This window comes from Achromobacter sp. 2789STDY5608621 (assembly GCF_001299375.1).
GTDB lineage: Bacteria > Pseudomonadota > Gammaproteobacteria > Burkholderiales > Burkholderiaceae_B > Achromobacter > Achromobacter insuavis.
The window spans coordinates 50,450-61,672 of the sequence record NZ_CYTU01000020.1 but is presented as its reverse complement, the minus strand read 5'-3'; the positions used below and the strand labels follow the sequence as shown (position 1 = coordinate 61,672).

Here is an 11,223-nt window from a genome sequence, read left to right as displayed (position 1 = left end):
GCGATTCCTTGGGATCGAAGCTCAGTCCGCGATAGATCTCGACGCGGTCGCCGTCGGCCAGCGGCGTGCCGGCCTCGACCACGCGGCCGAACACGCCCACGCCCCGCTCCCAGGGCTGGACCACCGGAAAGGCCTGGGCGAAACCGCTGGCGCGCAGGGCGTCGGCCACCGTCGCGCCGGCCGGCAGGCGCAGTTCGCGCAGCCAGACCTGGGCCGACAAGGCATAACAGACCGAGACCTCGATCTGGCCGGCGGCGGACGGCTCATTCGCCATACTTGGCCTGCGCGCGCTTGGTGAAGGAATCGATGAAGCTGGTGGCGATGCGGTTGAACACAGGCCCCACCACCATCTCCAGCGCCCGGTTGGAAAAGGCGTATTCCATGGTGAACAGCACCTTGCAGGCATCCTCGGCCAGCGGCTGGAACTCCCAGTGCCCCACCAGGCTGGAAAAGGGTCCGTCGACCAGTTCGAGGTCGATGCGGTCGGGGTAGACGTGCCGGTTGCGCGTGGTGAAGCGCTGCTTCATGCCCGCGAAACTGATCAGGATGGACGCCTGCATGCCGTGCTCGTCGCGGGTCTGCACCTCGGCGCCGCCACACCACGGCATGAACTCGGGGTACTTTTCCACGTCGGCGACCAGGTCGAACATCTGGGCGGCGCTGTAGGGCACCAGGACGGATCGCTGTACTTTGTGCATCGACTATCGCAAATGGCTAGAATGATAGGATTTTACCGGCACTGCGCCGCCGGGGCGCAAACGAGCACAAACGAAGAACAAACGGGCATATTGGGCCCCACAAGATGAGCATTATCGATAACCGCAAAGCCACGCACGACTATTTCATCGAAGACCGCTACGAAGCCGGCCTGGTGCTCCAGGGCTGGGAAGTCAAGGCGATCCGCGATGGCCGCGTGCAGCTCAAGGAAAGCTACGTCATCGTGCGCGATGGCGAACTCTACCTGCTGGGCATGCACGTCAGCCCCCTGCCCACCGCGTCCACCCACATCCATCCGGACGCCATGCGCACCCGCAAGCTGCTGCTCAAGGCCGAGGAAATCAGCAAGCTGATCGGCAAGGTCGAACAGCGCGGCTACACCCTGGTGCCGCTCAACCTGCACTACAAGAACGGCCGCATCAAGCTCGATTTCGCCCTGGGCCGCGGCAAGAAGCTGTTCGACAAGCGCGACACGGCCCGCGAAAAGGACTGGCAGCGCGAAAAAGAACGCATCATGAAGCACGACACCCGCGCCTCGCGCAAGGACAGCTGACCCCCGCCTCGCGGCATCAGGCCGCCACCGGCAGCGGCGGCGGCTCGACCAGGCTCACGCCCGGTCCCGTCACCCGGTTGCGGCCGCCCTGCTTGGCCGCGTACAGCATGCGGTCGGCGCGCTCGAAAAAGGCCTGCAGGTTCTCGCCCGGCAGCCAGTCCGCCACCCCGGCGCTGAAGGTATAGGCGATGGTGCTGCCGCCATGCGCGCACGGCGTGCGCCGCACCGAATCGAGCAGCCGGTCCGCCACCTCCATCACCGCATCGCTGCGCATGTCGGCGAACAGCACGCTGAATTCCTCGCCCCCCACCCGGCCCACGTGGTCGCCGGTGCGCAGCGTGGCCGTGGCCAGCAGGCCGAAATGGCGCAGCACCGCGTCGCCGGCGGCATGGCCGTGGGTGTCGTTGATGCGCTTGAAATGGTCGATGTCCAGCACCATCAGCGTCAGCGGCCGGCGCGTGCGCAGGGCGTGGGCGCAGTAGCGCTCGCCCTGCAGCCACCAGGCCTTGCGCGACATCAGCCCGGTCAGGAAATCGGTGCTGGCCTCCTGCTCGCGGTCGGCCAGCATGCGGTCATGGATGATCATGATGGTGCCCAGCGACAGGCACGGCATCGCCAGCACGCCCAGCGTCATGAACAGGATGTTCCAGGCGGTCGGCTGCAGCAGGAAATCGGCGTGGGCCACGCCGGAGGCGAACAGCGCCACGCGCAGCGCGCAGGTCACGCCCGAGATCATCGCCACCGACCAGACGAAGTAGTAGCTGTAGCGCGAGCGGTTGGCCGGCCGGCCCTGCCACACCGCCGCGGCCACCGCGAACATGAAGCCCATCTGCAGCGCCGACATGGCCACGATGCGCGGCGCGACCTGGCTGTCCAGGTAGGTGTAGCCCACCAGCACCAGCCAGGCGGTGGCGCAGGCCAGGCCCATCAGGTGGCGCGGCAGGCGCTGCCCCAGGAGGCGCCGCAGGCCGGTGTAATAGGCGCACAGCGCCAGGCTGACCAGCATGTTGGGCAGCAGGATCGACAGCCAGCGCGGCGCCTCGGTGGCCTGCAGCCCGAATAAAAAAAACGCCAACAGCGTGAGCAGGTTGGCGCGTATGGTTTCGCGGATCCCCGCCATGCCGCTGCGCGCCAGGGATCCCAGCACGCAGAGCGACAGCACTCCCGTCAGTACTGCGATCAACAGCAAATGCACGGGAGCAATCATGGGCGGGGCGCCTCACGGCGCGCGGTTCAGCTGTTGCGGGTGGATTTGACGATGGTCATGGCCGAGGCGATCATGCCGCCCACGTCCGCCAGATTGGCCGGCAGGATCAGGGTGTTGCCTTCCTTGGCCACGTTGCCGAAGGCCTCGACGTAGCGCTCGGCCACCTTCAGGTTGACCGCTTCCATGCCGCCGGGCTGGCGCACCGCGTCGGCCACCTGCGTAATGGCCTTGGCGGTGGCTTCCGCGATGGCCAGCACGGCAGCGGCTTCACCCTGCGCCTGGTTGATCTGGGCCTGCTTCTCGCCTTCCGAGCGGGCGATGGCGGCTTCGCGTTCGCCGGTGGCGATGTTGATCTGTTCCTGGCGGCGGCCTTCCGAGGCCGCGATCAGCGCGCGCTTTTCACGCTCGGCGGTGATCTGCGCCTGCATCGAGCGCAGGATCTCGTTGGGCGGCGTCAAATCCTTGATTTCATAGCGCAGCACCTTCACGCCCCAGTTCAGCGCGGCCTCGTCGAGCGAGGACACGATGGTGCTGTTGATGGCGTCGCGTTCCTCGAAGGTGCGGTCCAGTTCCATCTTGCCGATCACCGAGCGCAGCGTGGTCTGCGCCAGCTGCGTGATGGCCGAGATGTAGTTGGACGAGCCGTACGAGGCGCGCATCGGGTCGGTCACCTGGAAGTACAGCACGCCGTCCACCTGCAATTGGGTGTTGTCGCGCGTGATGCAGACCTGGCTCGGCACGTCCAGCGGGATTTCCTTGAGCGAGTGCTTGTAGGAAACGCGCTCGATGAACGGGATCACGAAGCCGGCGCCCGGCGACAGTACGCGGTCGAACTTGCCCAGCCGCTCGACCACCCAGGCGTGCTGCTGGGGGACGATGGCGATCGCCCTGATGACGATCAGGATCGCCAGCGCGACGATGACGAGCAGGACGATGGTGGAGTTATCGATCATGGTGTGGTGCCTCTTCTGGGGTGAATGCGGTGACGCGCCTGCCCGCGAAAGTCAGGGCGCCTGCTGCGGCCGGCCCGTCTGCGCGGGTCCGGGTCCTGCCTCGGGACGGGCCGGCGCGGCCAGGCTCCAAGCCCGCCACGCCGCCACGCCCTAGCGCGTGGCGCCGGTCGCGTCCCCCTTCGGAGTCAGGACCAGGCGCGTGCCGCGCATTTCGGTGATGATGTGTTCGCCGCCGTGGGCCGGCTGCCCCTCGGCAAGTTCCGCCTGCCAGTGCGCGCCGCGGTACCAGACGCGCGCGTTGCCGTCCTGGCTCCAGGCTTCCACCTTGACGGTCTGGCCGATGTCCAGGTTGACGTCGGCGTTGCGGGACGCGTCGACCTCGCGCTTTTTCAGGACGCGCGTCTTGCGCAGGACCAGCAGGCCCAGCAGCAGCACGACGCCGCACGCCACCAGCTGCCATTCCAGGCCCGCCAGCAGCCAGGCGGCGACACCGCCCGCGGCCAATCCCAGCGCCACCAGCAGCAAGTAGAAGGTTCCCGTCGCCAGTTCGCCTATGAGCGCCAGCGCGGCCAGCCCTAACCAAATCCACATAGTTACGTTCGCCTGAAAGGATGAGTCGGTCAGCGGATTGTACGTATTTCCATGACGCCGCGGTGACACCCCCGCCGCCCCTGGACAATCGCCTGGATTATGATGTGCGCTGGCTGCCGTCCCCGGCCGCTGGCATTTTCCACGCACACACCCCAATGACCGCTGCAATCTCCTCCGCCCGCCCCGTCCTCATCCTGCACACGGGCGACCCGGACGATACGCTCAAAAGCCAGTTCGGCGGCTATGCCGAGCAGCTGGCGCGGGCCTCCGGCCTGACGCCCGACGCCCTTGAAGTGGTCGCCGTCCACGCCGGCGAACGCCCGCGCGCGCCGGACCAGTACCGCGCCGCCCTGATCACCGGCTCGCCCGCCATGGTCACCGACCTGGAACCCTGGAGCGAAGACACCGCCGCCTGGCTGCGCGAGGCCGCCGCGGCCGGCCTGCCGATGTTCGGCATCTGCTACGGCCACCAGTTGCTGGCGCACGCCCTGGGCGGCAAGGTGGGCTACAACCCCGCCGGCCGCGAAGTCGGCACCCAGACGGTCGAACTGCTGCCCGCTGCCGCCGGCGACAAGCTGCTGGCCGGCCTGCCGCCCACCTTCCCGGCGCAGATGCTGCATGCGCAGACCGTGCTGCAATTGCCGCCCGGCGCGGCCGTGCTGGCGCGTTCCGACCTGGACCCGCACCAGATGATCCGCATCGGCCGCAACATCTTCTCGACCCAGTTCCACCCCGAATTCGGCCCCGATTTCGTGCGCGCCCACCTCGAACGCTTCGGCCGCCGCTACGCCGCCGAGAACCTCGACGTGCCCGGCCTGTCCGCCAACGTGCGCGCCACCCCGGTGTCGGGCGAACTGGTGCGCCGCTTCCTGGACGCCTACGCGCTGGCCTGAGGCCCGGGCCTGGGGCGCGAGCCGCCCCCGGCAACAACCGGAGTGCGGCGCGGGCCGGCCTTTGAGAACATTGTCGAAAGCGCGCAAACCGGCGCGCCCCTGGAGCCCGACATGACCCACGCCGCCCCCTTGAGCAAACAGCACGCCGCCGCCGTCGAACGCGCCTGCCGGGCGCTGGAGGCCGAGCAGCCGCCCGACCTGAACACGCTGGCCGAACAGGCCGGCATGAGCCGCTTCCACTTCCACCGCATCTTCAAGGCGGCCACCGGCATCACGCCCAAGGCCTACGCCAATGCGCTGCGCGCCGACCGCGCCCGCCAGCAGCTGCGCCAGAGCGCCAGCGTCACCGACGCCATGTACGGCGCCGGCTTCAACTCCAGCGGCCGCTTCTACGAGGCCGCGCCGGCCATCCTCGGCATGACGCCCACCGCCTTCCGCAAGGACGGCGAAGGCGTCGAGATCCGCTTCGCCGTGGGCCAGTGCGCGCTCGGCGCGCTGCTGGTGGCGGCCAGCGACACCGGCATCTGCGAAATCGCGCTGCACGAGGATCCCGAACAGCTGGTGCGCAACCTGCAGGACCGCTTCAAGGCGGCCCGGCTGATCGGTGCCGACCAGGAATTCGAGCAATGGATGGCGGCGGTGGTCGGTTTCGTCGAGAACCCCTCGGTGGGCCTGCACCTGCCGCTGGACGTGCGCGGCACCGCCTTCCAGCGCCGCGTCTGGGAGGCGCTGCGCGAGATCCCGGTGGGCACCACCGTCACCTACACCGACGTCGCCGAACGCATCGGCTCGCCGCGTTCGGTGCGCGCGGTGGCGCGGGCCTGCGCCACTAACAACATCGCGCTGGCCATCCCCTGCCATCGCGTGGTGCGCACCGACGGCTCGCTGGCCGGCTACCGCTGGGGCATCGAGCGCAAGCGCGAACTGATCGAGCGCGAGGCCAAGGCGGCCTGAAGGACATGGCCCGCGTCCTTGCCAGGGGCGCTGCGCGGCACGGATGGCAAGCCCGCTATAATTGAGAACAGTTGTCAATCGTATTTGACTGTTCTCACGCGGGCTTTCTCGCCCGCCGGCCTGCCATGAACGTGCCTGTTGGCGACATCTCCGCCCTCTACCAAGCCGAAGTGCGGCGCCTGCGCGCCATCGTGCGCCGTATCGTCGGCAGCCAGGGCGCGGCCGAGGACGTCGTGCAGCAGGCCTTCACCAATTTGCTGCGCATGGGCGCCCAGCGCGCCCAGGTCAATGCCGGCTACATCACCCGGGCGGCCCACAACCTGGCCCTCAACCACCTGCGCGATGCGCGCCGCCGCGCCGAGGTGGAGTTGACCGGCCTGGAACTGGACCACCTCCCCGACTCCCGCCCCACGCCGGAAATGATCGTGATGTACCGGCGCGAGCTGCAACGCCTGCTGGAGGCCATCGCGGCGCTGCCTGAACGCCGCCGCCAGGCCTTCGTGCTCAAGCGCATCGAAGGCCTGTCCTATGACGAGATCGCCGAACGCATGGGCACCAGCCGCAATACCGTGATCTCGCAGGTCGTGGCCGCCATGGCGCAGCTGGACGCCGCGCTGGAACCCGCCTGAGCCATGGCCGCCCCCGCCCAGGACCCGATCTACCTGGCCGCGCTGGAATGGCTCGCGCGGCTGCACGACGAGGACGCCACCGAACAGGATCGCCGCGCCTTCGCCGGCTGGCTGGAGGCCGACCCGGCCCACCCCGCCGCCTATGCGCGGGCGCAGGCGCTGTGGAACCGCTTCGACGCGGTTCGCCCCGTCGCTGACCGCATGCATCGTCGCCGCGCCATGCTGGGCGTGCTCGCGGCGGCCGTGACGGTTCCCGCGCTATATGCATTGTCGCGCCTGCACCTGCTGGCCGACTATCGCACCGGCATCGGCGAACGGCGCCGCATCGTCCTGGCCGACGGCAGCGCGCTCGAACTGGGCAGCGACACCGCGTTGTCGGTCCGCTTCGACAGCCGCCAACGCCAATTGACCCTGCATCGCGGCCAGGCTTACTTCCAGGTCGCCGCCGACGCCGCACGGCGCTTTTCCGTGCGGGCCGGCCAGGGGATCAGCACTGCGCTCGGCACGCAATTCGACGTCAAGCTGCTGGACGACATCGTCACCGTATCGGTCACCGAGCATGCGGTCGCGGTGCGGCCGCGTCCCGACGCGCCCCCCGTGACGCTCGAAGCCGGCTGGCAGATGCGGTACGGCGTCTCGGGCGGCGCCGCGCCCGCGCGCTTCGATCAGGCGGCCGCGCTGGCCTGGCGCCAGGACCGCCTGGTGTTCAACGACGTGCCGCTGGCCACCGTGCTGGCCGAGCTGCAACGCTACCAGCGCGGCCCCATCTTCCTGATGGATGCCGGCGTGGGCGCGCTGCCGGTCACGGCCGCCTTCCACACGGCGGATCCGCAGGAGGCCCTGCGTGGCCTGGCGGAAACCTTCCCGATCCGGCTGCGTGTCGTGGCGGGCTACGCCACCCTGGTCTACGCGCGCTGACCACCCGACAACATTCAGTTACCAACTTCCCGCCCGCTTCGATCATCAGTTCCCGCCCGTCCGGTGTTTGACAGGGAGAGGACGCGCAATTCGCCGTCGCGATATCGAAACACGAACAAGGGCAAACCGCACATGTCGGCCGCACAACACCATCCCCTACGCCACCGCGCTGGCGCCTCCCTGCACACCGGCCGCCACGGCTTGCGCCGCCTGGCGGCCGCCTTGCTGGCGGCCACCGCCTGGGCCGCGGGCCAACCCGCGGCCCAGGCGCAAGCCGCTCCCGCCGACGCCGCCACGCATCAACGCTTCGATATCCCCAGCCAGCCGCTGGCCAGCGCCCTGCTGTCCTATACCGCGTCCACCGGCCTGCAACTGGTCATGAGCGGCGACATCGCGCGCGACCGGACCGCCCCCGCGCTGCACGGCAGCTATACCCGCGATGAGGCCTTGACGCGCCTGTTGGCCGGCTCGGGCCTGGGCTGGCGCCACAGCGGCAACACCCTGATCGTGTCGCAGTTGCCCGCCACCGCGAGCGACGCCACCACGCTCGACCCCATCCGGGTGCAAGGCGCGAGCGAGACCGTCCGATACGTGGCCGACACTTCCGGCGCCGGCACCAAGACCGACGCCCGGCTGATCGAGACGCCCCAATCCATCTCGGTGGTGACACGCCAGCAAATGGACGACCAGGCGGTGCAGAACGTGCGCCAGGCGCTGCGCTATACGCCTGGCCTGACCGCCGAATACCGCGGCGCCGGCGGCTCGCGCTACGACACGGTGATCTACCGCGGCTTTGGCGGTGGCATCAATTACGACTACGCCTATCTGGACGGGATGCGCCTGCTGGGCACGAACTACGCCATCCCGCAGATCGACACCTACAACCTGGAACGCATCGAAGTGCTGCGCGGCCCGTCATCCGTGCTGTTCGGCCAGGGCACTCCGGGCGGCCTGATCAACCTGGTCAGCAAGAAACCCACCGCCACGCCGCTGCACGAGATCGAATTGCAGGCGGGCAGCCACAACTTCGGGCAGGCCGCCTTCGACTTCGGCGGTCCGGTGGACGACGCCGGCAAGGTGCTCTACCGGCTGACCGGCGTCGCTCACACCGGCAAGACCCAGATCGACTACCAGAAGGACGAGCGCGTGGCGATCGCGCCGGCCGTCACGTTCCGCCCCAACGCCGACACCTCGCTGACGCTCCTGGCGCAGTACCAGCATGATCCCTATGGCGGCTACTTCGGCTTCCTGCCGGCCGTGGGCACCATCCAGGACCTGCCCGGCGGCGGCCGCCTCGGTCGCCGCTTCTTCGACGGGTCGCCGCGCTTCGATGAATTCAAGCGCACGCAGACGGCCCTGGGCTATCTGCTGGAGCATCGGATCGACGAGGTCTGGTCGGTGCAGTCCAACCTGCGCTACATGCAGATGAAAACGGACTACAAGAGCGTCTACACCACGGTACTGAATGCCGCCGATCCGGCCAATCCGCTGCTGACGCGGCGCGCCATCGTCAATCACGCCAACATGGACGCAGTAACCGCGGACAACCATGCCCAGGCCCGTTTCAACACCGGCGCCCTCGCGCACACCGCGCTGTTCGGCATCGACTACCAGCGCCTGAGTTATCGCGAAGACCAGGGCATGGGCGCCGCGCCATCCTTGTCGATCAATCGGCCCGATTACGACGCCGCCATCGCCACGCCGTCGATCACCGTGCGCAGCAAGCAGACGCTGGACCAGATAGGCCTGTACGCGCAGGACCAGGTGAAACTGGGCCAATGGACGCTGCTGGGCGGCATCCGCCAGGACTGGGCGGGCAACGACCGGCGCAACCGGATCAACGGAGACACCACCCACCAGTCCGACCGCGCCTTCACCTGGCGCCTTGGCTCAGTCTATGAATTCAGCAACGGCGTGGCGCCCTACGTCAGCTATTCGCGTTCGTTCCAGCCGGTGGCCGACGCCGACGCCCAGGGCAATCTGTTCAAGCCCACCAAGGGCGAGCAATACGAGGCCGGCATCAAGTACCAGCCGCCCGGCCAGGACGCCTTCGTCAGCGCCGCCGTCTACCAGCTCACCCAGAGCAACGTGCTCACGACCGATCCGGCCAACACCAACTACAGCATCCAGACGGGCGAGGTGCGCTCGCGCGGTCTGGAACTGGAAGGCAAGGCCAGCCTGACGCGCAACCTGGACCTGCTGGCGTCCTACACCCTGATGGACAACGTCAACACGCGCAGCACCACCGCGCAGGGCAAGCACCCCACCTACGTCTCGCGCCACAGCGCCAACGCCTGGGCCAACTACACCTTCCACAGCGGCGCGCTGGCCGGCCTGAGCCTGGGCGGCGGCGTGCGTTACGTCGGCAGCAGCTATGCCAACGCCGACAACACATTGAAGGTCTCGCCCTTCACGGTGGTGGATGCCGCGGTGCGCTACGACCTGGGGCAAGCCATCCCTTCGCTGAAGGGACTGACCGCCGGCATCAACGCCAGCAACCTGTTCGATCGCGAATACGTATCGGCGTGCGCCACCGCGACCAAGTGCTTCTACGGCGCCGGACGCACCGTCATCGGCACCCTGACCTACCGCTGGTAAGCGTGGGCGCCCTGGCATGAGCATCGACGCCCCGCGCCGCCTGCGCATCTGGCGATGGCTGCATACGTGGTCCAGCCTGGCATGCACGCTGTTCCTGCTGATGCTGTGCCTGACCGGGCTGCCGCTGATCTTCCATGACGAGATCGATGCGTGGTTCGACACCCCCGCCCGTGTCCCGCCGGCGCGGGAGGCGGCCGCGCCACGGGACGTGGATGCCATGGCCGCGCGGGTGCGCGAGCAATACCCGCGCCGGGACATCCGCTTCATCGTCTGGCTCGACGAACCTCACCAGTACCGTTTCGGGCTGAGCCCGGGCGCGCCCGGCCAGAAGCCCTTCGCGCTGGTCGATGCGCGCGGCCCCGTCGTCACCGGCGAGGCCTGGAGCGAGAAAGACTGGCGCCACGGCGGGCCGATGGCCCTGCTGTTGCGGCTGCATACCGACATGCTGCTGGGCATGCCGGGCAGCCTGATCCTCGCCGTCATGGGCGCGCTGCTGCTGGTATCGCTGGTTTCCGGCGTGGCGCTGTACGGCGGCTTCATGCGCAAGACGCCGTTCGGCACCGTGCGCAAGGGGCGTTCGCGGCTGCTGCGCATGCTGGACCTGCACAATCTGCTGGGCATGGTGCTGTTGTTCTGGTTGACCGTGGTCGGACTGAGCGGCGCAATCAACACGCTCGATTCGTTCGTCTTTGGCGCCTGGCGCGAGCATGCGGCCAGCCGGCAGTTGGCCGCGCCGCCGCCCGGCCCGCCGGTCGCCAGGCCGCTGCAGGCCGCCGTCGACCTGGCCCGGCGCACACTGCCGGAGCACGACATCAGCTTCCTGGCGCTGCCCGGTTCGCTGTTCTCGTCCGACGGCGCCTGTACCGTCTTCATGCAGGGCCGCACGCCGCTGACGCGGCACCTGCTGCAACCGGTCGTGGTGCGCATCGCCGACGGCGCACTGCTCGACGCGGATCCGCCGCCCTGGTACATGTGGCTGCTGGAGGGCTCACGGCCGCTGCATTTCGGCAACTACGCCGGCCTGCCGCTCAAACTGATCTGGGCCTTGCTGGATCTGGCGGCCATCGCCGTGCTGGTCACGGGGCTCTACCTGTATCTGCCCAGGCGGCGCGGGCCGGGCGCGGCAGCCAGGGGTTGACCGCCGCCGGGCCGCCCCAAGAAAAAACCCCCGCCTCTTTCGAATGCGGGGGTTTGCGTCAACGCGGGCGAC

The 11,223-nt window shown here is 68.6% G+C and carries 12 protein-coding genes; 7 read left to right on the top strand and 5 right to left on the bottom strand.

Translation table 11 applies throughout. The features are described 5' to 3' along the window. Positions 1-274: RnfH family protein (locus tag AOZ53_RS19020; RefSeq protein ID WP_054488900.1), on the bottom strand; the 274-nt coding region annotated here is incomplete at its 3' end. Next, positions 264-698 carry a type II toxin-antitoxin system RatA family toxin gene (locus tag AOZ53_RS19015; protein ID WP_006385176.1) on the bottom strand — a complete coding sequence of 145 codons (435 nt, stop codon included), beginning with the start codon at positions 696-698 and terminating at the stop codon, positions 264-266. The genes AOZ53_RS19020 and AOZ53_RS19015, both read right to left, overlap by 11 nt. Before the next feature lie 104 nt (positions 699-802). Here AOZ53_RS19015 and smpB point away from each other — a divergent pair, with 104 nt between their 5' ends. Further along, positions 803-1,270, top strand: a complete 468-nt coding sequence (smpB, locus tag AOZ53_RS19010) for an SsrA-binding protein SmpB (protein WP_006394520.1) — start codon at positions 803-805, stop codon at positions 1,268-1,270. A 16-nt stretch (positions 1,271-1,286) separates the two neighbouring features. Here smpB and AOZ53_RS19005 read toward each other — a convergent pair whose 3' ends face one another. The 3 genes from AOZ53_RS19005 to AOZ53_RS18995 all read right to left on the bottom strand — a co-directional run bounded on the left by AOZ53_RS19005 (position 1,287) and on the right by AOZ53_RS18995 (position 4,021). Further along, positions 1,287-2,477, bottom strand: coding sequence for a GGDEF domain-containing protein (locus AOZ53_RS19005; protein ID WP_054431157.1), 1,191 nt, complete (start codon positions 2,475-2,477; stop codon positions 1,287-1,289). 26 nt (positions 2,478-2,503) lie between these two features. Next, positions 2,504-3,430 (bottom strand): SPFH domain-containing protein, encoded by a 927-nt coding sequence (locus AOZ53_RS19000; protein ID WP_006394518.1) that lies wholly within the window; start codon positions 3,428-3,430, stop codon positions 2,504-2,506. Between the two features lie 150 nt (positions 3,431-3,580). Further along, positions 3,581-4,021, bottom strand: coding sequence for an NfeD family protein (locus AOZ53_RS18995; RefSeq protein ID WP_054431154.1), 441 nt, complete (start codon positions 4,019-4,021; stop codon positions 3,581-3,583). A 155-nt stretch (positions 4,022-4,176) separates the two neighbouring features. Here AOZ53_RS18995 and AOZ53_RS18990 point away from each other — a divergent pair, with 155 nt between their 5' ends. The 6 genes from AOZ53_RS18990 to AOZ53_RS18965 all read left to right on the top strand — a co-directional run bounded on the left by AOZ53_RS18990 (position 4,177) and on the right by AOZ53_RS18965 (position 11,151). Continuing rightward, positions 4,177-4,914: a glutamine amidotransferase gene (locus tag AOZ53_RS18990; protein ID WP_054431152.1), complete on the top strand. Its 738-nt coding sequence runs from the start codon at positions 4,177-4,179 to the stop codon at positions 4,912-4,914. Between the two features lie 111 nt (positions 4,915-5,025). Next, complete coding sequence (locus tag AOZ53_RS18985) at positions 5,026-5,868, top strand: bifunctional transcriptional activator/DNA repair enzyme AdaA (RefSeq protein WP_082380491.1); 843 nt, start codon at positions 5,026-5,028, stop codon at positions 5,866-5,868. Between the two features lie 125 nt (positions 5,869-5,993). Beyond that, positions 5,994-6,497 carry an RNA polymerase sigma factor gene (locus AOZ53_RS18980; RefSeq protein WP_054476884.1) on the top strand — a complete coding sequence of 168 codons (504 nt, stop codon included), beginning with the start codon at positions 5,994-5,996 and terminating at the stop codon, positions 6,495-6,497. Between the two features lie 3 nt (positions 6,498-6,500). Then, on the top strand, positions 6,501-7,415 hold the full coding sequence (locus tag AOZ53_RS18975) for a FecR family protein (protein ID WP_054431146.1): 915 nt from the start codon (positions 6,501-6,503) through the stop codon (positions 7,413-7,415). 132 nt (positions 7,416-7,547) lie between these two features. Further along, positions 7,548-10,013, top strand: a complete 2,466-nt coding sequence (locus AOZ53_RS18970; protein WP_156333435.1) for a TonB-dependent siderophore receptor — start codon at positions 7,548-7,550, stop codon at positions 10,011-10,013. Between the two features lie 16 nt (positions 10,014-10,029). Then, the gene (locus AOZ53_RS18965) at positions 10,030-11,151 is read left to right on the top strand and encodes a PepSY-associated TM helix domain-containing protein (RefSeq protein WP_054488896.1); all 1,122 of its coding nucleotides are present in this window, start codon (positions 10,030-10,032) and stop codon (positions 11,149-11,151) included. Positions 11,152-11,223: the final 72 nt, after the last annotated feature.